The organism is Aliikangiella marina (assembly GCF_007004765.1).
Classification (GTDB): domain Bacteria; phylum Pseudomonadota; class Gammaproteobacteria; order Enterobacterales; family Kangiellaceae; genus Aliikangiella; species Aliikangiella marina.
Genome location: NZ_VIKR01000004.1, coordinates 198,675 through 223,675, shown reverse-complemented (window position 1 = coordinate 223,675; position 25,001 = coordinate 198,675). Strand labels below are relative to the sequence as shown.

The 25,001-nt window shown below is 41.7% G+C and carries 26 protein-coding genes; 19 read left to right on the top strand and 7 right to left on the bottom strand.

Annotation, left to right across the window (positions count from 1 at the left end; translation table 11 throughout):
* The first annotated feature begins 122 nt into the window (after positions 1-122).
* From FLL45_RS15735 to secF, 3 genes are all read left to right on the top strand, one after another.
* The gene (locus FLL45_RS15735; RefSeq protein ID WP_142943054.1) at positions 123-638 is read left to right on the top strand and encodes a hypothetical protein; all 516 of its coding nucleotides are present in this window, start codon (positions 123-125) and stop codon (positions 636-638) included.
* Positions 639-767: 129 nt separating this feature from the next.
* On the top strand, positions 768-2,597 hold the full coding sequence (gene secD, locus FLL45_RS15730) for a protein translocase subunit SecD (RefSeq protein ID WP_142943053.1): 1,830 nt from the start codon (positions 768-770) through the stop codon (positions 2,595-2,597).
* Complete coding sequence (gene secF, locus FLL45_RS15725) at positions 2,597-3,541, top strand: protein translocase subunit SecF (protein WP_142943052.1); 945 nt, start codon at positions 2,597-2,599, stop codon at positions 3,539-3,541. The genes secD and secF overlap by 1 nt, the downstream gene beginning before the upstream one ends.
* Positions 3,542-3,676: 135 nt before the next feature.
* Here secF and FLL45_RS15720 read toward each other — a convergent pair whose 3' ends face one another.
* Entirely contained in the window at positions 3,677-4,594 is a 918-nt protein-coding gene (locus FLL45_RS15720) for an AraC family transcriptional regulator (protein WP_142943051.1), read from the bottom strand.
* Positions 4,595-4,707: 113 nt separating this feature from the next.
* Between FLL45_RS15720 and FLL45_RS15715 the strand changes: the two genes are divergently transcribed.
* On the top strand, positions 4,708-5,544 hold the full coding sequence (locus tag FLL45_RS15715) for an NmrA family NAD(P)-binding protein (protein ID WP_142943050.1): 837 nt from the start codon (positions 4,708-4,710) through the stop codon (positions 5,542-5,544).
* A 50-nt stretch (positions 5,545-5,594) separates the two neighbouring features.
* Entirely contained in the window at positions 5,595-6,017 is a 423-nt protein-coding gene (locus FLL45_RS15710; protein WP_185964497.1) for a DUF4345 domain-containing protein, read from the top strand.
* Between the two features lie 73 nt (positions 6,018-6,090).
* Here the strand turns inward: FLL45_RS15710 and FLL45_RS15705 are convergent, their stop codons facing one another.
* Entirely contained in the window at positions 6,091-6,624 is a 534-nt protein-coding gene (locus FLL45_RS15705) for a hypothetical protein (RefSeq protein WP_142943048.1), read from the bottom strand.
* Positions 6,625-7,088: 464 nt separating this feature from the next.
* On the opposite strand from FLL45_RS15705, the gene FLL45_RS15700 reads away from it, so the two are divergent.
* Together FLL45_RS15700 and FLL45_RS15695 are read left to right on the top strand one after the other, a co-directional pair.
* Positions 7,089-7,442, top strand: coding sequence for a response regulator (locus tag FLL45_RS15700; protein WP_185964496.1), 354 nt, complete (start codon positions 7,089-7,091; stop codon positions 7,440-7,442).
* Positions 7,443-7,454: 12 nt separating this feature from the next.
* Complete coding sequence (locus FLL45_RS15695) at positions 7,455-8,102, top strand: hypothetical protein (RefSeq protein ID WP_142943046.1); 648 nt, start codon at positions 7,455-7,457, stop codon at positions 8,100-8,102.
* A gap of 63 nt (positions 8,103-8,165) precedes the next feature.
* Here the strand turns inward: FLL45_RS15695 and FLL45_RS15690 are convergent, their stop codons facing one another.
* The gene (locus tag FLL45_RS15690) at positions 8,166-8,690 is read right to left on the bottom strand and encodes a peroxiredoxin (protein WP_142943045.1); all 525 of its coding nucleotides are present in this window, start codon (positions 8,688-8,690) and stop codon (positions 8,166-8,168) included.
* 218 nt (positions 8,691-8,908) lie between these two features.
* On the opposite strand from FLL45_RS15690, the gene FLL45_RS15685 reads away from it, so the two are divergent.
* From FLL45_RS15685 to FLL45_RS15675, 3 genes are all read left to right on the top strand, one after another.
* Positions 8,909-10,825: an EAL domain-containing protein gene (locus FLL45_RS15685; protein WP_142943044.1), complete on the top strand. Its 1,917-nt coding sequence runs from the start codon at positions 8,909-8,911 to the stop codon at positions 10,823-10,825.
* A gap of 309 nt (positions 10,826-11,134) precedes the next feature.
* Complete coding sequence (locus FLL45_RS15680) at positions 11,135-11,353, top strand: hypothetical protein (protein WP_142943043.1); 219 nt, start codon at positions 11,135-11,137, stop codon at positions 11,351-11,353.
* Positions 11,354-11,416: 63 nt separating this feature from the next.
* A complete protein-coding gene (locus tag FLL45_RS15675) occupies positions 11,417-12,310 on the top strand; it encodes a 1-aminocyclopropane-1-carboxylate deaminase/D-cysteine desulfhydrase (protein ID WP_142943042.1) in 894 nt (297 codons plus the stop codon).
* A 29-nt stretch (positions 12,311-12,339) separates the two neighbouring features.
* Here the strand turns inward: FLL45_RS15675 and FLL45_RS15670 are convergent, their stop codons facing one another.
* The 4 genes from FLL45_RS15670 to FLL45_RS15660 all read right to left on the bottom strand — a co-directional run bounded on the left by FLL45_RS15670 (position 12,340) and on the right by FLL45_RS15660 (position 17,164).
* Complete coding sequence (locus FLL45_RS15670; RefSeq protein WP_142943041.1) at positions 12,340-13,407, bottom strand: MaoC family dehydratase; 1,068 nt, start codon at positions 13,405-13,407, stop codon at positions 12,340-12,342.
* Positions 13,408-13,471: 64 nt separating this feature from the next.
* Complete coding sequence (locus tag FLL45_RS22805) at positions 13,472-14,368, bottom strand: HpcH/HpaI aldolase/citrate lyase family protein (RefSeq protein WP_185964495.1); 897 nt, start codon at positions 14,366-14,368, stop codon at positions 13,472-13,474.
* Positions 14,365-16,041, bottom strand: coding sequence for an acetate--CoA ligase (locus FLL45_RS15665; protein ID WP_185964494.1), 1,677 nt, complete (start codon positions 16,039-16,041; stop codon positions 14,365-14,367). Before FLL45_RS15665 ends, FLL45_RS22805 begins: the two co-directional genes overlap by 4 nt.
* A 1-nt stretch (position 16,042) precedes the next feature.
* On the bottom strand, positions 16,043-17,164 hold the full coding sequence (locus tag FLL45_RS15660; protein WP_142943040.1) for an HpcH/HpaI aldolase/citrate lyase family protein: 1,122 nt from the start codon (positions 17,162-17,164) through the stop codon (positions 16,043-16,045).
* 506 nt (positions 17,165-17,670) lie between these two features.
* Here FLL45_RS15660 and FLL45_RS15655 point away from each other — a divergent pair.
* From FLL45_RS15655 to FLL45_RS15615, 9 genes are all read left to right on the top strand, one after another.
* Positions 17,671-18,660: an HpcH/HpaI aldolase/citrate lyase family protein gene (locus tag FLL45_RS15655; RefSeq protein ID WP_142943039.1), complete on the top strand. Its 990-nt coding sequence runs from the start codon at positions 17,671-17,673 to the stop codon at positions 18,658-18,660.
* 181 nt (positions 18,661-18,841) lie between these two features.
* Positions 18,842-19,279 carry a PaaI family thioesterase gene (locus FLL45_RS15650; protein ID WP_142943038.1) on the top strand — a complete coding sequence of 146 codons (438 nt, stop codon included), beginning with the start codon at positions 18,842-18,844 and terminating at the stop codon, positions 19,277-19,279.
* Positions 19,280-19,292: 13 nt separating this feature from the next.
* Positions 19,293-19,721: a GNAT family N-acetyltransferase gene (locus tag FLL45_RS15645; protein WP_142943037.1), complete on the top strand. Its 429-nt coding sequence runs from the start codon at positions 19,293-19,295 to the stop codon at positions 19,719-19,721.
* Between the two features lie 85 nt (positions 19,722-19,806).
* Positions 19,807-20,424 (top strand): HD domain-containing protein, encoded by a 618-nt coding sequence (locus FLL45_RS15640; RefSeq protein WP_142943036.1) that lies wholly within the window; start codon positions 19,807-19,809, stop codon positions 20,422-20,424.
* Between the two features lie 196 nt (positions 20,425-20,620).
* Positions 20,621-21,010: a CBS domain-containing protein gene (locus FLL45_RS15635; protein ID WP_142943034.1), complete on the top strand. Its 390-nt coding sequence runs from the start codon at positions 20,621-20,623 to the stop codon at positions 21,008-21,010.
* A 178-nt stretch (positions 21,011-21,188) separates the two neighbouring features.
* The gene (locus FLL45_RS15630; protein WP_142943033.1) at positions 21,189-22,577 is read left to right on the top strand and encodes an alpha/beta hydrolase family protein; all 1,389 of its coding nucleotides are present in this window, start codon (positions 21,189-21,191) and stop codon (positions 22,575-22,577) included.
* Between the two features lie 228 nt (positions 22,578-22,805).
* Positions 22,806-23,129, top strand: a complete 324-nt coding sequence (locus FLL45_RS15625) for a DUF6482 family protein (RefSeq protein WP_142943031.1) — start codon at positions 22,806-22,808, stop codon at positions 23,127-23,129.
* Positions 23,130-23,350: 221 nt separating this feature from the next.
* Positions 23,351-24,340, top strand: a complete 990-nt coding sequence (locus tag FLL45_RS15620; RefSeq protein ID WP_142943029.1) for an OmpA family protein — start codon at positions 23,351-23,353, stop codon at positions 24,338-24,340.
* 62 nt (positions 24,341-24,402) lie between these two features.
* Entirely contained in the window at positions 24,403-24,921 is a 519-nt protein-coding gene (locus tag FLL45_RS15615; protein ID WP_142943027.1) for a hypothetical protein, read from the top strand.
* The last annotated feature ends 80 nt before the right edge of the window (positions 24,922-25,001 follow it).

Below are 25,001 nucleotides of genomic sequence, written 5' to 3'. Positions count from 1 at the left end.
CTGACTTTATTCCAATCGGAAGGGAGCTGCTCTAGTGGATTTTTTTAACTAGCGCGCTCTTGAGTTCCGTGAAATCATCCCCATTTAAGAATCAACTTATAACATCGATAGTCTATTGATTAATGAAAGCCCGGCTGATTAGTTTATTTATTCTTATATCAGTTTTTACTTTAACTACATTGGTTGGAACCATTGCCACCGATGATAGCGGGCATGTTAGTCAAGCCGTTACTTTATCTAACTCCGAGTCTGATAGCTTCATTTTTGGGAGCCAACAGTTAGATAAAGACAATAGTGCGATTTTTTCAAAGTCATCTGGAGATACTATTGTTGACTCAAAAGACCAAAATTTCTCCAGTGATAACTTGCCCCTTATTCCCAATCGTTCAAGCGCTTTGTTCTTTCGGACTGCAGTCCAAGAGGAGCCTATCTATTGGCTAATCGCTGAATTTAATCCTCCTGACCTCTCACTATTCGTCCAACCGCAACTAAAGAATTATTTAACCAATAAGCCGTGGTATTTAATCACACAGTCTAATTCCGCTTCCCGTGTATCCGGTTGGAAAGAAAGTAACTCGATTTATGCGGGCAGGAAAACCTTTCATCTCTTTTTAACTCATCCATCTATAGGTGCCTGATTTAGCCAGTTTGCTGGTTTATGGTTGTCGCGCCTAAAACATTCCTTTAAGTCGAACTAATCAAAATAATTAGTTTATTGAGTTTCCGCAATTTAATTGTGGAAAGATGTCTATTGACGAGAGTTAATTATGAAAACTTATCCTAAAAATTATGGCTATTCCGCCAGTAACCGAACTTCAAAGTGGCAATATCTGATTATTGCCGTCGCTCTCATTTTTATGGCTTTGAGCGCGCTGCCCAATTTTTTTCCCAAGAAACAGCGTTTATTAATCCATAGCAACGGCGCTGAAAAAGCCGCTATTCAAGCGAGCGAACTATATACACAATTGGCTGATGCAAACTTACCCGTGAATGCAATTAATAGTACTGAGCAAGGTAGTGAGCTTTACTTTGCGAATTTAAGTGATGCCAAAAAAGCTTATGAGCGGCTTGTTCAAGTTTATGGTGATGAATACACTATTATGAAAAGCGAAAAATCCGGTATACCGCAATGGCTAGTTGAACTGGGATTGGAACCTATAAAGCTTGGACTGGATTTAAGAGGTGGTGTTTTATTTATATTGGATGTAGATGGAGACAAAGCGTTTAGCGATCGAATTGTCCATATTCGAGACTCGGTAAAATCAATCACAAGAGACAATAAGATACGCGATGTTAACGTTGCTATTGCGAATAAGGAACAGGTGGTCGTTAATATTTATCAGCCTCAAAATCTACAAAAAGTCGCTGCTGAAATTCAAAATCGTTTTCCGTTGCTCTCAATGTTTTATGAGAGTGATACACAGTTAAAACTGTTTTATGCGGCGGCCGCTAAGAATAGCTTCCATCAAGAAATTATGAGTCAGTCACTTTCAACCATGCGTGGAAGAATTGAAGAGTTGGGGATTACGGAAGCTGTTGTGCAACGTCAAGGACGAGATCGTATTCGAATTGAGTTACCGGGAGCGAGTAATCCAGATGATGTTAGACCCATCATTGGGGCGACCGCGTCTTTACAATTTTTTCAATTACAAGAACGAGGAGGAAAGTATTTTAAAACCGAATCTGGAGAAAGTATCGCAGTAAGTCCAGTCCCGATTTTTTCGGGTAAACATATCAAAAACGCGAAAGCCGGACGCGATGAAATGGGAATGCCTTTAGTTCATTTGACTTTAGATGCTATTGGCGGCGATAAAATGCTCCGCTTCAGTGCTCGCAATATTGGAAAACCCATGGTCACAGTATTTTCGGAGTACTATCAAAACACGAGCGGTGAAACGCTTAAGAAAGAAAAAGTAATCAGTGTCGCAACTATTCAAGCGCAATTAGGTTCTCGCTTTAGTATTACTCATTTGTCGAGTCCTGAAAAGGCGCAGGAGCTTGCTCTTTTATTAAGGGCGGGTTCGTTGGATGCGCCGATCACAATCGCTAAAGAACGCACAATCAACGCAACACTCGGAGAAAAAAATATTGAGAATGGCATGGCTGCTTTAACGCTTGGGATCGGGGTAACCTTGCTTTTCATGATCGCTTGGTATCGTCAACTCGGCGTGATTGCAAACGTCGCTTTGAGCTTTAATTTATTATGTCTACTGGGGTTAATGTCATTGCTCCCAGGAGCAGTACTAACGCTTCCTGGAATCGCTGGTTTTGTGTTAACTGTTGGCATGGCGGTCGATACCAATGTGCTTATTTTTGAAAGAATAAAAGAAGAGCTAAAAAGAGGAAGAGCGGTATCCATCGCAGTTGAACAAGGTTATAAAAACGCTTTCGCAACCATACTTGATGCCAATATTACTACATTACTGACTGCGCTAATACTTTATGCCATTGGTTATGGACCCGTTAAAGGCTTTGCTATCACTTTAGGACTCGGTGTCTTGACTAGTATGTTTACTGGAGTATTTATATCCAAAGTGCTTACTCGATTATTTTACACGAATTCAAATAGCCGTAGAGAAAAAGGAGTAATGGCCTAATGTTAAATGACAAATTATCTAAGCTCCGTTTTATGGGCTTGTTTCTGACACTTTTCCTGGTTTTGATTTCAACGGGTACCATGCTTGTCAGAGGTTTAAACCTTGGAATTGATTTTACGGGTGGATTTATAACAGAGTTTTCAACGAGTCAGTCAATAGAACCAAGTAAAATGGAACAAGCCCTTCAAGCACACATTGTCGGTAAGTTTGAATTAACCTCAGCGGAAGATTCGACAAACTGGACGGTTCGTCAACCGGAATTATTGTCTGATGGTACTAAAAATGATTTGCTGACCAGTAACGCTTGGCTCAAAAATTTGCAAGAAAGCGTGTTAGTTGAGAAGTCTAACATCACCATAATACCGCTCGACTCGGACTATATTGGCACCCAAATCGGTCAAGAATTAATAGAGCAGGGAGGCCTGGCAATGCTAACTGCTTTAATAATGATATTAGTCTATTTATCAATGCGTTTTGAATGGCGGTTTGCGCTTGGTTCGGTACTGGCGTTGTTTCATGATATTGTCGTCGTGATTGGCATTTTTGCTTGGACCCAATTGGAATTTAATTTGACCGTGTTAGCAAGTATGCTAGCGATCATTGGTTATTCTTTGAATGACTCCATAATCGTTGCAGATCGTATTCGAGAAAGCATGAAACTTAATCAAGGAGAGTCACTGTCTCATGTTATTAATGCGGCTATTCGGTCGACACTCACGCGAACTCTGATAACATCAGGGACAACACTAGCGACTATTGGCTCTCTTTGGTGGCTTGCAGGTGCGCCGTTAGAGGGTTTTTCTGTTGCGCTGTTTTTTGGGATTTTCGTTGGAACCCTGTCGTCTATTTGCATTTCTGCGACGTTTCCAGAGTTGACCGGGTTGAAGGTTGATTATTATCAAATAAAAGAACAAGAAGCGCGAGAGTTGCAGGAAAGCATCTAAGATTGAATATAAATTCGTAGGGAAATTTGGCTTTCCCTACTGATTACAGACTTTAATACCGTGATAGGTTTACACTTCAAATTGAATATCTTTCTACCTTAGAAATAATATCTTTATACCGTCGAAACAGTATTTTTATACCTCAGAAACATTGACGCCAATGACTTTTTTAAATGCTCTTCTAAATGCGGATTCGGATTGATAGCCAAGACTTTCAATAAAGTCCAAGTCGACTTTTTCGCCATTTGATATTCTTAGTTTGGCTAGATTCATTCGCCATGTGGTTAAATAGTTCATCGGTGACTGATCGATTAATTCTCGAAACTTATTCGCAAAAGCAGTACGTGACATGCCGACCTCCTTGCCGAGGGATTCGATCGTCCAGTTTTTCTCTGGTGATGAGTGAATACTGGCAAGTGCTTTACCAATTTTTCCATCTTTAAGTGCGTTTAACCATCGACCATGAAAATCACTTGCGCTTTCAACCCAGTGACGAATAGTTTGAATCATCAGCACATCGGCGAGACGAGTGATGACTGTTTCTCCACCCAGATATTGTCCGTTCGCCTCACGGAACATTAATTGAACGATCTCATCCATCACCGTATTGAACATGTGTTCTTTGCGTTTGACATGAATAACATCGGGCATCTCATTAATCAGCATGGCGCCGGAAGGGTGGGTGATTTTAACGACACCGCAGAGAATGATCGTTTTCTGGGTTTCCTCGGAATTGAGCTCAAGGGTTTCATAAAACTCACTCACATGATCAACGGGGAGTGATAATAAGTCGATCGCTTTGTCGTTGTCTGCACCTCGAACGATATGGCCACAAGCACGCGAAATAAATAAAACATCGCCCTGGTTCATTTGGATACAATTTCCGTTGATTTCGACCTCGCAGGTACCAGCGGTCACAATGTGAAACATACTGGTATTGTCGTACGCTGGCACGTCTACGCCCCACTCATTACCGCCAAACGAGGAACGGCTGTAATAAACACTTTCAAGCTTTAGATAATGCAAAATTGCATCGTAAGTCTTTGTTTCCATGATTAAAAACGAGTTTGTACGATCTGCGTTCCTTTATGCACTTTTGAGCATTAATCATACAGCGAATTTCTCCCATAATAAAACCTCAATTTATTCACTAAAGAGGGTTAGTTATGAATTTAGACCAAAACAACAGCGATCTAATCGTCGTCACAGCGCCTAACAGTAAGACTGGGAAACGAGTGATAAAGCGACTCAAACGGGCTAACTTGAATTATCGAGGCGCTTCTCGAACTACTGCAATACCGTTTGATTGGAACAAATCTGACACTTGGATGGATACCCTAGATTCGGCGACGATAATTTATATTGTATTACCACCCGAGCTCGCTTTTACCGATCTGCCTAAATTACTCCAAAAATTTTTAGCTTATTGTAATGCTGCTCAGATCCGAAAAATCGTATTGCTGTCCGGTCGCGGTGAAGAGCAGGCTTTGGCGTGTGAAAAGGTAGCGTTATCCAGTGGCATTCCAACGACCGTTGTGAGGGCTAGTTGGTTCTCGCAAAATTTTAGTGAGGGAATGTATTTATCCGCGATTCGTGACGGAGAAATCATTTTACCAACTACCCATGTAAAAGAACCTTTTATTGATGTTGAGGATATTGCTGATGTGGTTTTTCAATCGTTCTTTGACCAGAAATCTCAGAATAAAGTGATCGAAGTTACTGGACCGGAGCTCTTATCATTTGATGATGTCGCGCGACAATTCACGCTGCAATTAGGTAAGCCAGTTAAAACAACTTTTTTACCGATTAATGAATACTTGGCGACTTTGCGGCAGGCCGGCGTCTCGGAACAGGAAATTGAGCTGATTGCATTTTTATACACTGATTTATTAGATGGTAGGAATGCCAACATAACTCATGATGTTAAAAGAACGCTTGGTCGAGAGGCGCGCACGTTTTCTGAGTATATTCAAGCAACACAAATTTCGGGTATTTGGCAGTAACCTTTCACCACGTTTTATCTTTCTAAATTTCAAGGAGCAAACTAATGAACATGAGTAAACAAAAAATTTATTTAGCTATTTCAGGAATCATTTTATTGCTTGTGGGTGCTTTTATCGGTTTTGTCCCCGCAGCGTATTTGGGACAGTTTAATCTGGATAACGGAGTGCCCATCGAACTATTCAGTGAGTTACGGGGAATGGGTGGAAGTCTCTTTGTATTCGGCATTTTCATTTTTATCGGGGCGTTCTACCAACAGTTCGAGAAATACGCATTAGTCATTTCCGCGTTAACGTTTTCGGCTTTCTCTATTTTTCGACTGTTAGGAATATTGTTTGACGGATTACCGAGCGAGGGAATCATAGTCGCACTTATTATTGAGGTGAGTTTAGCTTTGGTTGCCATATACCTATTGCGCCAAGAATTTTCAGCTAACAGTCGACTTTCTCACCAGGCACTGAATATCGCTGGATAGTTTATGAGTCACTCAAATACTGCTCTAATTAGTATTAGTTGGTGCAGTCGTTGTCTCTATTTTTGGTTGCCACTTAGCAGCCTGGATCAGTGTTGATTGTTCTTGAGCCGCTATCAGCGGCTTTTCTGTTGTTAGCTGCATGCTGCACGGCGACATTTACACAGTTTTTGGCTTTTGTTGGCGCTTCAAAAATAGTCCCGCTGACAGTTGATTGAATATTGGTTTTCGCTTTACCTGACTGTTGGCTTTTTACGGCATTTTGCTGATTACTTTGTCGTTGGCTTTGATATTGATTACTTCGCTCAATCAGTGTTTGGTCAATAATATTTTCATTTTTAATTAAATCTGGCAAAGCTTGAAAAACAATGTACTCTCTTGGTTGAACCGGTTTGTCTTGGCTAATGACTGTTTCTCCTTGCTCGTTAGTCCACTGGTAAAAGGTGACCATTGAATTGGTATCAGACTTGCCAAGTAAGGTTTTGTTAACATATTCAGTAGCTTGCTGAAGATAATCAGTCTTCAAGTAAAGTATTGTCGTTATCGTTAGAAGAAATACTAAAACAACAAGCAGTCGTTTTCCATACCCCGCATTTAAATTTGTATTCATTAAGGAAAGCCTTCAGTGATGATTGATTTTTATACTAGCTTTGAACTTGCCGACAAGCAAAAACCTCTAAGAAGTCTATTCCGCCACTTGTCGTTGTTCATGGCAAACTTCACGCTGTTGGTGGGGGGACCCCAGCATTGTACTGCTTTGTTCTTACATTTAAGAGAAGCTTGGGGTGTACTGACAAAAGTTATCACACGAAAATGTGGTACAAGTAACGATTTTTTAGTGTTTTTTGGTTACAATGGCTAATTAAAGTAGGTTTAAATAATATTTGCGTTATTTAATTTCTTTGTGATGATGGCTTTAAGCTGTTTATTCTGTGGCGTGATGTAAAAGTGAACATTACTCAAAAACAGCGTCAATGAGATTTGACGAGAGAATAACGTTTTACCCGATTTACTCCTATAATAAAAATACTGTGCTTTTTTGTTGTAAGCATGGTTAGGCTGGGTAGGGTACATATGTCAAAAAAGGTATTAATTGTTGATGACAGCATGGTGTCACGCATGATGATCAAAGAGATTATCATGTCTCAACATCCGAGTTGGGAGTGCATTCAAGCTGCATCTGCAGAAAAGGCGATTGATGCTTGCCATCATAGTCAATTTGATTACATCACTTTAGATTTGAGCATGCCTGGACGCAATGGGTTAGATGCTGCGCCGGAAATGATCGAAAATCAAAACAATGCAAAAATTGCATTACTGACTGCAAACATACAATCCGCAATAAAAGAAAAAGCTGACCAACTCGGTCTCGTTTTTATTACCAAACCGATCAATGTCGATGAAGTCTTAGATTTTGTTGACTCGTAGTTACTTAAACCAATGTCACTAAACGCTTTAGAAATTGATGCTATCGTTGAATTGCTGAACCACGGAGTTGGGCGAGCCGCAGACGCTTTATCAAAAATGGTGGGTGAAGAAGTTTTAATTACGGTGCCCGTTTTAGAGCTAGTCGATTTTAATCAATTTGAACAGCAGCTAAATAGTTTTCCTTCTGATGAAGTAATGATCTTATTGCAACCTTTCGCCGGTGAGTTTGACGGAACGGGAATGTGGATACTTTCACAAGAATCGTGTCATGCACTGACAGGTAAAGTTTTAAGTAAGACAAAGATCGACCCAGCCTCAAAAGGGGTAGAGGACGATTTACTAACCGAAGTTGGTAATATTGTTTTAAATGCCTGTGTGGGGCAGCTTGCAGAGATGGTCGAGTCGCCACTGCGTTGCAGCGTGCCACAACTCAAGTCTTCGAGCGCGGAAGCATTGATTCCGTTGATTATTAAAGAAGTCGACCATTTTTCTGAGCAACAATCAATTTTGATGTTGCACCTAAACTTCTCATTAGCGTCGCTGTCAATGCAGTCTGTTATTGGTTTGGTCTTAGATGAGTTAGCACAAGAAGAGTTAGTTCAGAAAGTGAAAATCTATTTGGATAGCTTGCTTAAAAAAATCACCTCATTTAGAGAATAGGTATCCAGCAAGAAAAACGGGGCGTAAGCCCCGTTCTTTCTAATTTATAAAAGAGCATTTGAGCTACATTTTTTTAGCGGCTTGCTTCTCCTTAAGTAGCGCTAACAAATCCGCTGAATGTTCATGGACAGAAACTTTTTCGAAGTGATGAACGATGACGCCCTCTGGGTTCACTAAGAATGTTTGTCGGCTAGAGTGCGGAAAAGGCAGAATACGATCAACCTTCATTGCTTTACTGAGCTTAGCCTCAGTATCTGCTAATAGAGTAAATGGCATGTCATACTCATCCGCAAAAGCTTTATGCGAATCAACATTGTCATAGCTAACACCAACGATATTAGCATTTAGCGCTTGATACTTGGCAAAGTCCTCAGTGAAGTTCTGAGCTTCCACAGTACAGCCCGGTGTTTTGTCTTTCGGATAGAAATAGAGTACCAGCCAACTCCCTTTGAACTCTTCGCTGGTGCGAGTTTCACCATTTTGGTCAAGCAGTTCGAATTCGGCTAACGGTACACCCTCCCACTGATTTGAGCTGGCTAACACATTGAAACTTAAGAACATTATGGTTAAATAAAGAATTTTTTTCATGCTAAATTGTTCCCGAATAGAAAGTCAATTATTAATAATACTCGTATTACCTATCTAAACCTATGAATTGTTATCGCGATTTGACTTAAAAAACAACTTAAATCTGTACTAGGATTAGATAAGAAGTCAGAGCATTATACGTTTAACTTGAAGTGCTTAGATCAGCTATTTGACTTCAGTGCAGTAGGGTAAAAAGAACTAAACCAAGGAATTTGTAGGTGTTACAGTCAAATCTTAAATTATTTGCTTTGTTAATGACATTAGTGACGTTTCTGGTAATAGGAATATCAAAGCATTCTGCGGTTCAATCGACTGCTCATTCATTAGAAGTAGCGCAACAAACACGAGCAACATTGATTGCTCAAGTTGATCTGATTATTACCCGAAGTGAGCTCAATGATCGTCAAGGGTTATCTCAGTTTCTCAATGAACTTGAATCGCTTAATGGACTTGCCGGCTGGACATTAACCGATGAAAACAACCAGGTGTTAGGTCAGCGACGTCCGTTCGAGAACAACAATCAGTCACAACAATATCTCTACTTCCATCGAGATCTTGAGCGCCAAAAATTAATGAGCCTTCAGCTTGTATTTGACCAACCGAAAGTTGCGACTGGATGGAGTCTTTGGGACTTTTTTGTTGCTGGGTTGGCGGTGATTGCCATGACGCTGTGTTTGTTCTTGATCTTTAAATGGGTTTTAAATTTAGAAAATTATGCCAACTATTTGCTAACCGACAATAAAAGCTTTAATCGCAGTCAGTTTAAGAATTACGCTAACCCGGTGAGTCGAATTATCAATCAACTTATTTTGCAAAACAGTTTGCTTGAGAAGGATAAACAAGAGTTGACTGATCAAATTCGAAAGACATCCTACGTTGATGATGTCACTGAGCTTGGTAATCACCAGTTTTTCAAGGCCGAATTCCAAGTAAGGTTGCACAACCATGAAGAAGAAGAGTCGGGTTTATTTGTATTACTCAGTTTTGTGGAACGCGACGACGATGATGAGTTAGTAATTGATGATGATCGACTGAGACAAATAACTCACGTTATCAAACAATACGCGAGTGAAATTCCAAGCGCGTTAGTGGCACGGCTACATGCGAATGATTTTGCGTTGTTGTTACCGAACCGAACTCGTAGTGAAACCGATAAGATCTGCAAAACAGTTATTGAGCAATTAGAGAAAATTGTTTTTGATAAAACATCCATCCGTGAGCATTTTGTCGATATTGGAATATCGGCATACAAACAGGGATTTGACTATTACAAAATAATGGCTGAAGCCGATATGGCACTGCGAAATGCGCAATTACAAGGTGGTAACAACTGGTTTATGTTTGGTGAAACGTTACCGGAAAGTAAAGTAAGAGGTCACATGAAGTGGCGAAGTTTTTTGCAACGAATTCTCGACAGACGACAGATACAGCTTTATGGCCAACAGGTTAATTACTTTACTAAAGAATCAAAAAGTCACCATGAAGTTCTGGTAAGGATTGAAGATGGTAAGGATATTTTGACGGCTGAATCCTTTTTACCGATGGCCAGTAATTGTGGTTTATCGACAGCATTTGATCGACAAGTGGTCGACGGTGTTATTAAGCATTGCTTGTACCAAGAAGGACCTAAAGACCCTCCCATTTATTCGATCAACTTATTTATCACTAGCTTACTTGATGAACCATTTGTGAGTTGGTTCGTCGAGAAATTTTCAAGTTATCCTGAGCTCAGTAAAAGGATTGAAGTAGAAATTACAGAAAGTAATATTAATCAATATACCGAAGCGCTCACACGGGTAATGAATCGATTTGCTGATATTGGGATTCAGTGCTGTGTTGAACACTTTGGCTCACCAGAGCAAAACTTGGCGTATTTAGATGCTTTGCCTATTAGCCGAGTAAAAGTCGATCGTCGCATTATTTTCGGTATTCATGAAAATCGAGAACAGCAACTGTTGCTGAAGACTATGCTGATTAATTTAAAGAGTAAAGGAATTAAAGTTATTGCTGAGGGAGTGGAGCAAGCGGAAGATGCAGAATTTATCACTCAAGCGGGTCTTGATGGCGCTCAAGGTTTTTATTACAGCAAGCCTCAGCGTTTAAAAACCATTGAGAAATTCTTAAAAGCGGTTTAAAACTGGACGCTTTACAAGAACAGCATAGTTTTAATAATAGCGAAATGAGATATGTTTCAGCGGTGATTAAATAAAAAGCGATTTTTTATCAACCATTCCTTCTAAGACCGATTGACACTTGAGATTTAATCCGAAATACGTGCCCGCTCGTCGCCGTGTTGTTTGCTAAATAGCCTTTTACCCCCTAGAATTATTAACGATCCGGGAAACGATCGGGGATTTGGGTGCGTAATTTTAGGAATATTATAATTCTAAGCGCGTTTTATAATCCGAGACCAGGAAGGCTCAAAGCAACAGAGGAACCAGAAAATGGTTAAGAAGACATCCAGTGATGTTAACTTTACAGTGATTAATGGTGAACGAACCTACATTGGACCGGAGCGTCGCGCCGAAAGAAGGCGAACGCACAACAGCGAGCGAATCGAGCGTTTATTGCGTAACTTTGGCCTCGACCGAAGGGTTAGTGATGAAAGACGACGTGCTGACACCTCGTGGCTCCTGACCTCCAAAAAAGTGGTCAATCAATAGCCTGTAGCTTTCCACAGAATATCCAAGCATAATTAGCGGCCTGTTTAACAGGCCGTTTTGCTTATGCGCCTCTCAAAATTCCACCACATCTTCGCCGAAATTAATGCCATTGCGCCGCAAATTGTCACCAATGCAGTGACAATTGAACACGACGTAACGCTTCAAATTAAACGTGATGATTTGCTCCACCCGGTTGTCTCTGGCAATAAATGGCGAAAGCTAAAGCATACCCTTATGGCAATTGAAAACCAGGGAATGAGTAAGCTTGTTGCCATGGGAGGGCCTTATTCAAACCTTTTACATTCTCTAGCCTACCTATGTTACCGACTCGGTTGGCACCTAAAAGTATTGATTCGCGCTTACCCAGAGCAACCCTTGACCCCTATGCTCAATGATATAAAACGCTGGGGGGCTGAGATTGAATTTGTTGATCGCAAAACGTTTCGTACCTTACGAGAGAATCCACCGGAGTGTGCAGATGATGAATTCTGGATTAATGAAGGTGGATTTGGTGAGACTGCGTTAAAAGGAACGATGGAGACCTTGATGGAGTTTAATCAACTCCCTGACTATTTGATTATGGCTACTGCAACTGGTGCGAGCATTGCTGGGTTGGCGATGGGATGCCAGTCACTAAAACGTTCCATTAAAGTTATCGGTATTTCGGTGCTTAATAATGCCTTACAAGTCGCTAAAGATATTCAAAACTTGTTACCGCCTGAGGTTGAACAGCCAGAAATCATCTCAGGGTTTGAATTTGGTGGCTATGCAAAATCTTCTTCGGCATTAGATACTTTCATTGCGAATTTTGAAAAACAAACATCGATACCACTCGAAAAAGTTTATTCGGGTAAATCTTTCTACGCGACAATGTCACTCATTGAACAAGGTTACTTTCGCAAGGGGAGTCATATTGCTTTAATTCATTGCGGTGGGTTGCAAGGAAAGCGAGAGTAATTCTGTTTACATATACGACGCTTTTATTTTTAGCGGATCATAAATGCCCAGTAGTCTAAATCGAGTACTACGTCCGAGTGATGACGACGTTTGCCATCTTTTTCGACAAACATCGAGTCCATATTGTCAGGGGTATTATTTTTGATACCAAGCATTTTTACCCGAACTAAACCCAGATCCTCGCGGTCTTCCAACGCCATCAAATCCAGAATCTCACTTTGGCAGTAAATTGTATCACCAGCAAAGCTCGGGTTTGCGTGAGTACCAGCATTAATGGCACATGGCCAAGCGATATTGCCTAGTCCGTTGTAACTGAGCGCCCGACACATTGAAATGATATGTCCGCCGTAAACAAGGCGGTGTGGATTGGGCCGATCGTTCATCATATGTTGGTCAAAGTGAACGCGCGCATTGTTTTGGTAGAGTCGAGTTGCGAGAGAGTGGTCTGAATCATTTATTGTCATACCGTCTCGGTGGAATATGACATCGCCAATGGATAAGTCATCGAGTTTTAATTGATTGTCTGAGAAGTGTGGTTGCCAGTTTTTGAACGACAACTCCTCGGGAATATGTAGCTGTTCCGGAGAGACACTTGTGTCATACGCGGGGATCACCGTTTCTGTTTGATTCGCTTCAGGATCCGCTTTAGCAACCATTACCCAACGTTTCCAGCTGACGACAACTTGATCAAATTGATTGATTGCAATTGAGTGAACGTAAACGATACCACTCTTGCCGTTCGAGTTTTCTTTGAGACCAATTACTTTACTTGAAACAGAGAGTGTGTCGCCGGCAAAACAAGCGTGTTCAAACTTAACTTCGGCATACCCCAGATTTGCAATGGCATTAAGAGAAATGTCGTTAACCGTCTTTCCGAATGCGACGTGGAAAACTAAAAAGTTATCAAGTGGCGCTGTATTAAAGCCACAAGATTGAGCCACCGTAAATGCGCAATTTAAAGGAAAACGAGACCCGGTAAGGGCAAGGTAAAGCGTTGCGTCAGCTTCACTGATGGTTCGAGGAACACCATGCTGAAAATTTTGGCCGACCGTAAAATCCTCAAAAAAATTCCCTTTGGGAACCTCCAAATGCGCCATAATGAATACCTATTAATTGTCTCGCGTTAAGTGATAGCTATCGTGTGAATAAAACTCAATAAGATTATTTCTCAGGACCAATTAACTCTGTTTGACCAATTTCATGTACTTGGTTATAGAGTGCAATCACTCGACGAGCCCACTGCTCAAGGGATGGTTCGATTAGACGATCATCGATAACCGCAGTACTTCGACCAATTTCATGCGCTTGAGCAATTGCTTCGATTATTTTCTTAGCGCGCTTAACGTCTTCTCCTTTTGGTGTGAATGCATCATTGGTATAAGCCAATTGAACGGGATGAATGACGGCTTTGCCATCAAAGCCGAGATCGCGAGCTTGGCGACAAGAAAATTCGCACGCTTCAATATTTTTTAAGTCGAAGTGGGGTCCATCGATGATACATTTATTATGGGCTCTAGCCCCTAAAATACAGAGACTAAGGCTCGTTAACAATCCCATTCTGTCGGTAGTTAAATTAATTCTTAAGGCGTTAGCAAGGTCGGTTGTTCCCATCACTAACGCAGTGAGTCGATCACTGGCACCGGAAATCTCTTCTGCTCTCAGCACGCCTTTGGGGCCCTCGATGTTTGCCATAACCGGTAAGTGAGCACCGCCGAGTTCATCCAATGTCGCAATGGCGGCTTTTAGCTGACCACCGCTCTCAATATTAGGAAACAAAACGGCATCAACATCGAGGCTTATTGCAGCTCTTAGGTCATCCATGCCCCACTCAGAATCAAGCGAATTTATTCGAATGATCTTCTCAGAGTAACCAAAATCTGGGTTTTCTAAATCCTTCAATAATTGTGCTCGTCCCTGAGGCTTTAGCCTTGGCGGTACTGATTCTTGGAGATCAAAAACAATGGAGTCTGCGTGGAGTTTACGTGACTTTTCGATATGCCTTGGCTCATGAGCGGGTACATACAAAACGCTCCGTCTTGGACGATATTGAAAACTCATGCTTGCTCTCCTTGTAGTTCTAATTGATGTTTCTCTTGTAATTGAGCGATTAATTCTTTTCTGAGCACCTTGCCATTTTTAGTTCTAGGGAAGTCGTCATAAAAATGGACGATTTTAGGTGCTTTGTATTTCGCCAAGTTTTGTTGTCCAAAGTCTAATAGCTCTTGTTCTGAAACTGTCTGGCCGGGTGCGGTAATTACACAAATGGCGACCAACGTTTTATCTTTGCCAATGGTTTCGCCGAGTGCGACACAATCGGCCACCGCCGAGTGAGTTTTTATGACTCGTTCAATCTCATGAGGCGACACTCGGTAACCGAAGGTATTGATAATGTCATCTTTACGCCCTAGGAACCATACGTAACCGGCTTCATCCAGTCTTGCATAGTCTCCGGTAAAAAAGTAACCATCGTGTCTCGCTTGAGCAGTTTCCTCTGGAAGCTGCCAATAGCTTAAAAATAACCCTGGGTCGTTATCTGGAATTGCGATCATTCCTTCTTCGTTGACCGCCGCTGGGTTGCCTTCCCCATCGAGTAATTGAACATTGTGGCCTGGTTGTGGAAATCCTGCTGCACCTGGTTTGATGGGGGCGCCTTTGTGTTGAGAGATGTAATAAGAAAACTCTGACATACCAATCGCTTCATAAACATCCATGGCAAATCTTTCGCGCCATGCCAACAGCATTTCGTCCGATAGATGCTCCCCTGCACTCATACAGTGCCTCAAGGAAGGAACATCTTTCCCTGAGAAATCGGTTTTTTGAATAATCTGCCGATAGATAGTTGGAACGCCGATAAAAATGGTGCAATCGTGTTTCTTAATCAAATTAGGCCAAGTGTTTGCATCGTTTGGACCTTCATGGACAATGACGGTATGTCCGTGAAACAACGGATCCATTAGCGCCGAACCCAGTACATAAGTCCAATTGAACTTGCCCGAGTGCATGATGCGATCACCCGGTTGAAAGTCGAACCAGAATTGACTCGCTGGTAATCGTCCGATTAAAGCTCGGTGTGCATGTAGAACGCCTTTCGGATAGCCCGTTGTGCCGGAGGTATACACGAGATAAGCCGGATCATGAGGGCCGCTTTCGACGATTTTGTATTCCGGGCTGGCTTCGGCGATAAGTTGGTCGAAGTCAAACAACTGAACAGCGCTGTCTGCCGGGGTCGCTGGCATTTCGCCCGGTCCCGCTAGATAGATTGAGGTCAGCTCGGTTTGTTCTGCGCCGACTGACACTATCTCTGACAGCTCATCCCACATGCTCTTAGCGGCGATGAGAATTTTTGCGCCAGAGTCTTTGGCTAGATAGGCCACTTCCGATGCCGCCAGTAGCGTCGAAGTTGGCACCGCCACGGCACCATAACGCAAGCACCCGAAAAAGCTGACTGGATAATCAGTAGAGTTAGGTAAGCGAATAAGCACTCGCTCACCTTGTGCTAGGCCTTGTTGTTGAAAAACTGCCGCTAATTTAGCGCTTTGCTCTTCCAAAGACTGATAACTCAGTTCGATCGTGCCTTGCTGATGATCTTCAACAATCAGAGCTAGGTTAGCACCTTTGCCATCAGCGACATGCTGGCTGACACAGGCTTGAGCAATATTGAATTTCTCTGGCAAAGACCAGTGCCATTCGCCATTTTCTTGATTGAGAAAATCTTCGAATTGAAAACCCATTTTAAATCCTTCCGTACGGCCAGTTTTCGCGAATTACGTGGATTGGTAGTTTCTTCAGTACTTCCATCGCAAAAGCTTTATCTTCAGGGGTAAGTGATTTGAGCGCATAAGCACGGAGAAGCGTTTGCAAGGCTTTACCGAACATCGGCGGATCAAGCATTTCGCCCTCAAATTTAATGGCGCCGCCTAACAGCGCATCAGCTTCAATCGCGGCTTTTAAAATATTGACGTTACGTTGAATGACCATTGGAGAAGGGGTGAAGGCCACTTTACACAGGTGGATGTGGTAAGGATGAATAACCTGCTTTCCGGTTAATCCCATTTGCGCCTCTACAGTTGCATGTCTGTGGACAACATGACTCTCATGATCACCGTGTAAATCAAGCCATCGTCTCACGTCATGAGGCTCGATATTTTTCTCGGGCATTGGTGTATCGTTAATAAGTACTTCCACACCGCCTATCACCCCAGTTCCTGAGATTCTCGCTTCAAGTAAGAGGTTACGTAAGTAGGTTTTCAGCTCATCTATCCACCCTTCAGGCGTGAGGTGAATTGCCATAGCTTTAGAGAAGTCGTGGATGCCAAATACAACGTGTTTGACTGTCGGAAATGCCATGAGCTCCGGTGCAATTTTAAGCGAACGCGGATGCTCGATAATGGGTTGGATTTCAATCTTTGGATTAACCCCAACCAGCCAAGCTGACAAATCTCTGATCTCTGCAGGGCCATACATTTCACCAGCTTTGGCTAAAATGATGACATCAATGTATTCAGCGACTTCCTGAATCATTTCCAAATCTTTTTCATACTCTTCTGTTCGGAAGGGGTTGATTCTTACCGCAATTTGAAAATCTCTTTCGGGAAACTTAGGTAATTCGTTACGCAGTAGCTCACGGCTCATTTCCTTTTGTCGACAGCCATCTTCCAGGTCAAACAGGAGGGTATGTGCGGGGCAGTTGTGAGCATGTTTGCGAAGTCGCGCGACCGCTTGCTCCATCGTTTCGTACTCACCTTGGGCTGGGGAGTATTTCACCGGTGGGTAATAGAGCTGAATGCCCGGCCAAAAGCCGCCGAGGACATCCTCTTCATTTACCTGCTCCAAGAATTCGCTGTGATAATTCATAGTGTGGTCCGTGATTGTTTAAAATTTATCCAGTATCGTCTAGATTTATCATTTACCAAAACTAGACTTTTGGCCAGTCAACTTTGGTCTTATCGCAGGAAATTAACGAATTTGTTAATCTCGATCAGTAATCTCAAGGTTCTCGCTTGACTGGCAGAGAATAATCGGCTTAACTGGTCCGATGTCTTGTTTTGGTGATCATCATACGCCTTTCGGACTAGATTTCAAACAAATGTTTAAATCGCAAGTGCGAAAATCGTGATGTTTTTTAGGTTATAGGAAAGCGACCAAATTTCGTACTACAAAATGCCTATAAGCAATATAGGAAAGAGCTAGTTGCGATCGCTTTCAAACGATGCGATAAATTATAGGGCCGAAGGCGGGACCCAAGAGATTTTTTAAATTCTGCTTATGTGAGCGAAGCAGAACGTATCCAGCAATTTAACGAGCGACACTGAAAAACGCCGTTATTCTGGCGATAGAAACTAACAATTAAGGAGTTGACCATGTCAGAACGCGTCCATCCACAAGAAGCATTATTTGACGCAGAGAAACCATTTCCAGTGATTCCAAGCTGTGAGCATTTTGCTGGAAGTGAGAAATTGATTCTTAAGGCATTGGAATTACAGGAAAAAATGGGCCCCGTTTTTGATATCACCTGTGATTGTGAGGATGGTGCTGCGGCTGGGCAGGAAGCTGAGCATGCAGAAATGGTCGCCAGAGTGGTTGGTGGCGAAAATAACAAGCACAAAATGATGGGCGTTAGAATCCATGACTATACTCACCCCCATTGGCGTGCTGACGTTGATATTTTAATTCCGAAAATTGGTGAAGTGGTCGCTTACATTACTTTGCCCAAATGTACCGAAGCGAGCCAAATTGCTGAAATGGTGGCATATATCAAAAAGGTATCACAAGACAATGGCATTACTCGTGAAATCCCAATCCATGTGCTTGTTGAAACCCATGGCGCCTTGAAAGAGGTTTGGAAAATCGCTGAAGTTGAATGGATCCAAGTACTCGATTTCGGCATGATGGATTTTGTGAGTGGTCATAATGGAGCAATACCTGCTGCATGTATGCGCAGCCCTGGTCAATTCGATCATCCGCTACTCGCAAGAGCAAAAACTGAGATGGTGGCGGCTGCATTAGCTAATGGTATTGTCCCTGCACACAATGTAACGCTCGACCTAAAGAATGCAGAGCAAACCTTAAGCGATGCCAAGCGCGCGCGAAATGAGTTTGGTTTCTTAAGAATGTGGAGTATTTATCCGACTCAAATTCAAGCTATCGTTGATGCGATGAAACCTGATTACTCAGAAGTTGAAGATGCTCAAGGTATTTTGTTAGCGGCACAAGAAGCCGATTGGGGACCCATTCAGTACAAAGGTGAATTACACGACCGAGCGACTTATCGATATTTTTGGCAATTGCTCCAACGAGCTCATTTAAGTGGTCTTGAGCTGTCAGACGAAGCGAAGGCTGCGTTTTTCTGAGACCTTTGCTAACCAATAATGAGATTAAAAATTTGGGGCGATAAGTGATTAGTTTAAAATCATTTATCGCCTTTTTAATTTTATCATCTAACTAAAAGTGTCCTTCAGGTCTCAATCATTGAGTTAGCACCGAAGCAATTAGGGCGGGATTAGCTTAGAGTCCTTTTAGCGGGAGATTCCAATGGATAAAACTGAGCATTACCGTCGACTTGAATCGATGTATCAAGCTGCGCCAATTAACGACTTTTATTCTCCGGTCATGAAAGTCAGTGAAGGCCGTGCAGAAATTAGTATCGATGTTTCATCAAAGCTTTTTCATGCGGCGCAAGCGGTTCATGGCTCAGTTTATTTTAAGATGCTTGATGATGCGGCTTATTTTGCAGCTAACTCTCTTGAGCAGGAATTTTTTGTATTAACCACATCATTTACAACTTATCTGACTCGTCCGATATCATCGGGCTCGATGCGCGCTGTAGGTAAGGTTGTTAACTACAACCGGAGTCAGTTTATTGCTGAAGCGATAGTTTATAACGAGAAACAAAAAGAAATCGCACGAGGGAATGGTATTTTCGTGCGTGGAAAGAATAAGCTACTCGATGTTATCGGCTATAAAGACTAAGTAGGTCCTCACTATGGGAAGCTTTTTTATTTCTACAGACGATGAATTACTTAATCTAGAGCTCACTCACACTTTCATCGCAAATTCTTATTGGGCTAAAGGTATACCGTTTGAAACGGTTAAGCGCAGTATCGAAAATTCGCTGTGTTTTGGTGCTTATGATAACGAACATCAGCAGGTTGGGTTTGCAAGAGTGGTAACCGATAAGGCAACTTTTGCTTACCTGGCGGATGTATTTGTATTGTCTGAATTTCGCGGATTAGGCATTAGTAAATTATTGATGGATTCAGTAATTGGACATCCTGAATTACAAGGATTGAGACGAATGATGTTGGCCACTTACGATGCCCATGGGTTATATAAAAAGTATGGATTTGAAGCGGTTCCAAACCCAGAGAGCTTGATGCAGATTTGGCAGCCTAATATTTATCAGAATAAGTAGTATCAGGAATGGCGTTGTTGTTTAAAACCTCGAAAGATTTAGTTTGATAATAAAATTAGTTTGATAACAAGAGGAGCGCTTGAACATGCTGACTGAAAAGCGATGGCGTGATTTAACGGAAGCATTGAATTTGAGTCCGTGTCCTGATTGCTTCAAAGCGATCCAGAAAGCATATTCTGAGGGCCATCGCTTCTACCATACTGACCAACATATCAATGCGATGCTCAAGCATTTAGACGCAACCAAATCGCTAGCTGAAAATCCCTATGAACTGGAATTAGCGATTTGGTTCCATGACGCAATTTATAAACCTTTCTCATCGACTAACGAACTTGATAGTGCTAATTGGGCGAAGGCTTTTTTGAACAAAGAAAACTACATTGACGCAGGAATCGATAGGATTTATCGGCTTATTATGGTAACTCAACATCATGGTAACGCAGAGTCGAATGATGAATCGCTAATGGTTGATATCGATTTGACTATTTTAGGTACCTCTGAGGAAGTTTATGATGAGTTTGAGAAAAACGTTCGTAAGGAATATAAACTGGTTCCCTGGTTTGTTTATAAGAAAAAGCGAAAGGAGATTTTGGAATCATTCATGTCTATGCCAAGTGTTTATCGATTAGATTACTTTAAATCAAGATACGAGGACCAAGCGAGAAGAAATATAGCGCGAGCTATACAAGTTCTATCAGAATAAGCTGAAAATATAGGGTATTCTCCCAAAATCAAAGTTTCTATTAACGCGATGTTTGTCGCTAAGTTTCTCGAGGTAAAAGGTGGATTAATTCAAAACTTTATTTCGAATCGTCTATAGTGAGAAAAACAATACAGAGGGCGAATTGCGTCTTTGACAATTCAATTACCATAAAAATTAAGAACAATAGGACGTTTTGATGAATAAACCGATTTCTTCTTGCATGGAGAAGCATGTTGTTTCTGTTGGAGTAGAGGATACCGCCGAACGGGTTAGGGAGGTGTTCGACATCCATCAATTAACCTGCGTCCCAGTGATCGATGCCCAAGGTCAATGTTTTGGCGTCCTCAGTGCAACTGACTTAATTCATTTCTGTAATTCTCGAGAAAACCCTAAGTCGGAACACGCCTGGGAAATGTGTACTCATCAGATTATTGAAGTAAGCGTTGACCTATCAATTAGAGAAGCCAGTGAGTTGATGGTCAAACACAACATCCATCATCTTCTTGTGGTTGAAGACAATCAATTAAAAGGAATTGTGTCTTCAATTGATCTTATCGGCGAGTTTCTGAAACAATCGGCTGACTGACGCCACTCACGGGTACTCAGGTACCGCTTACTATTTTTGATTATAAATTGAACAACTCTTTCTTTTTTTATTCATAAAAAGCTCTCAAAAAGTGTTTTGAGAAACATATTCGGTTAATTTTCAGTAAGATTTTCCTCATTCAAACAATAAATCTATTTAAGTCAATTGGAGTAATGCGATGGGAATTAAGCTGAAATTAGCCGCACTTTGCCTTTTAACGGTGGCGATAGTCGCCAGCTTTTATGTCAACTCAGAGCGAGAGTATGAAGTCATCGATACCCGTTATAACGGTATCTTTCGAACTGATGATGGCGCGCTAGCGACTATTTCAGTTTCCAGTTCGGAACGTTTTCGTGTTCGATATGCTGATAATGGTCGCTTACAAGCTTTTTATCATTACGGAAAAGAGGACTTTCAAATTTCTGATGGCTTGAGTAAAAATAATTTTAGTGCCTCGGGACGACTCAATTTCGATGAAAATGGTATCTTCAAAGGAGCCGGTTGGAACGAACAAGGCGTTCAACGATCGCTTGAGCGGATACCATTAGAAATGGAAGTCATGAATTTTCAAAGTGGCGGTTTAAGTTTACGCGGCAAGCTGGTGTTGCCATCAGGTAACGGACCGTTTCCTGTGGTGATTATGGTGCATGGCTCAGAAGATTATAGTGCGGTTGACCACTACCATTTACCTTACCTGCTAGCAGCCAATGGTATTGCAGGATTTAAATTTGATAAGCGAGGGACCGGGTTATCTGAGGGTGATTATACGCAAAATTTTCCGACATTAGCGGGAGATATCATAGCGGCAATTGAACACCTTAAGCGACGCTCAGATATTGACCCTAATCGAGTTAATTTGGCTGGGCTAAGTCAAGGGGGATGGATCGCGCCATATGTTGCGAAGCAGACTGATATTCAGTCGATCATGATCGGGTTTGGCGCAGCGGTTTCTGTGCCGCGAGAAGATCGCTGGGGGTATGTCTACCAATTACAAAATAAGGGGTTCAGCGCAGAAGAGATAGCACTTGCAGATGCCATGAATGCCGAATTTTCTGCCATTATTGACCACAATGATGAGCAGGCTTGGGATCGGCTATTTTTATTGATTGACCAATATGGGGATTCAGATTGGTTTAAGGCCATCGTTGGGTCAGACTCAATTTTAGGGATCGTTTCTTCAAAGGTTACTCATCCCGGTGCATCTTTAATGCCTGGCTTTGGTTGGAAGCTTTACTATCGGTGGTTTCATGCAGGTGATGGTCCGGGGTTTAATCGAACTTATAATCCGCAACCAACCCTTGCGGCGATCGATACGCCGTCTTTGTGGCTGCTCGCTGAAGAAGATAGCAGTATACCAACTCAAGAGACGGTAGACATTCTACAGGCATTACAAACCGCAGGAAAACCTATCCAATATAAAGTATATAAAGACGCTGAACACGGTAATATTTTATTTGAAACCAAAGCCGACGGGAGTCGACACTACACGCATTATGCGCCGACCTATTTGCGAGATATCGTCAACTGGTTCAGACACCAAAATGGGGTTGATTCGTTAGATGAATAAAACCGTTATCTTTTTTGGGGTCAGCTCTGGGGACTGTTGCAGTTAGTTTTTTAGGGGTTACATTTTTATTGGCTTCTTTATTTGACTTAGATAAAAAGCGGGCAAACCGATTGTTTGACCGTGTTTTCCATCGCTCAGCAAGCTAATTATCCGTATATTAGTCCGAGGTCAACTCGGCAATAAATAAAGCATCGCGATTAATGAAACTTGAGCGAATTTGGTGGGCATATGAAAAAAGTACTATTTAAGCAGTTACCTAAATTAAACATCGAAAAGCTGATTTTTAGCTCCTTAGAGCAAGCGTTGTACCAAGCCATTGTTGTAATTGATGAGCAGGAGTATGTGGTTTGGGAAAGTGACCAGAAAACCATGTTGAGTCGCAATTTGATGCAACTTAGAGAGCAGTTCAAAACATTAGATGTCGCCGAAACGGTTCTTCGTCACGAAAGTCCTTACGATGAAATGATCGGCCAACCCACTAAAGATTCTTCAAATCGTATGGAAGTAAAACTCGATAAAAACCCTTACGCCGCAGCTAAATGGCTCCATTAGTATTTGTGTTTATATATAACCAAAAATTTTCTTATATGACGATTTGTGTAACGAAGGTCACACTTTTTAGTATTAAAGTTTACAGCTAGTAACCCATTGTTTACCGTCTATCGGTTGAATAAAAAATTCATTCGCGGTTTGTGTTATCAATGAATATAAAAAACCGGTAAACCAAAAAATAATTAATCAAAGTGTTTTTTAACGTAAGGGATGTTACGCATATGTCGAAATGGATCACATCAGTTGTTCTGAAGTTTTTTGTCGGTGTTATTTTCTTTGTTTCCCCTCAAGTGGACGCCGCGGAACCAGCATCAGATATTGATTTTATCGGTCGCTATCCAGGTAGCGTGATGTCAGCTTTCGCTGAATCTGAGTTTGATTCTGTCAAGATTCCGCTTTCGGTGAACGAATATAAAAAAGCGGAGAATTTCCAATCGATAACCGTTGAAGGACGGCGAAGTGTGCGCATTTATGACGTGCCGAATGAAACGAGCACGCTTAAGGTTTTTCGTTCGTTAGAAAAAGGCTTGCAAGCAGCAGGCTTTGAGACAAAACTGAGTTGTAATGGCGAGAACAATGGCTGTGGGTATTTCTTTTTGCGCAGTCTTATGAGCAAGCAGGCGATCGAATCCTATTATAAATATAAGTTTAAGGAGTTCTACAATCTCAATACCGGTAAGCTACATATTTTCAGTGGCAAGCGGCTCAAAGACGGCAAGAACTATTATTTAGTCATGGTGGTAGCGCAATCTAAGTATGCACGAGTGATGCAGTATTCTTTAGACTTAGTTGAGGTTCAACCATTAAAAACGGAATCTTTAATCGTAACCGTTAGTAAAATGACCAAAGATATTGGGGAATCCGGTAAGGTAGTTCTTGATGGTCTTTATTTCGAAAACGATTCTGCAGCTTTAACTGATGTCTCTGGCCCAGCGTTGAAGATCATCGCAGAATATCTCAATGCGCATAAGGCACTCAAGTTTCTTGTGGTCGGACATACCGATACCAAAGGCAGCTACAACTATAATCAACGCTTATCGCAACAACGTGCTCAATCGGTGATTAAAGCGCTCGTGGATAATTATAAAGTTAATGCGGAATCTTTAAAAGGGATAGGAATTGCCTTTGCTTCGCCAAAGGCAACAAACAATACGAAAAGTGGTCGAAGTCAGAATCGCCGAGTTGAGCTCGTTCAAGTTGAAGCGTTTTGAGTTGGCTCACTCAATCAGTGCTTTGTATTAGAAATTTTATTGAATAGTTAAAGGAATAACCGATGCAAAAAAGGATTATCAGTCTTCTCGTTTCGTTTCAATGTTTTGTGGTGTTACCTTCCTTAGCGATCACTTTTCATGATGACTATGAGTCTCAGTCAACTCAAATGTTTAGTAGTATTGAGCCTCTAAACCAAGTAATGGATTACGTCGCAGAGGTCAATGAACCATTACTGAGTTCAGGGCAAGTTGTTTTCACTCGAGAAATGCAAATGCGAGCTGTCAATGCTGCGAATCAAATTATTTCCTCGGTTGCCCAAGCGCATGCGTTTTCGGCTTCAATCCAGGAGGTTGCACTAAGACCAGATGAGTGTGCCGCAGCTCTTGCAGACATCGCGGTGAAACTTGAACAATCAAGGCAACTCGTGAATGTTTTTGAAAACCTTGACGTAGATGGAGAGGACAAAGCTGAAGCAATGTCGGCTTTAGCGATAGAGTTTATGTCAATTCCATTCATGGTGAGCGAAGCGACAATTGGAATGCTCACCGTTTGTTCGATGCAACCAGGCCCCTCTAATTAAGATACGACATTCTTAGTCTCTATTTGACTCTTTCAAAAATACTCAATATCTAATGCCTGCTTGTCTTCAAGAATCTTAAT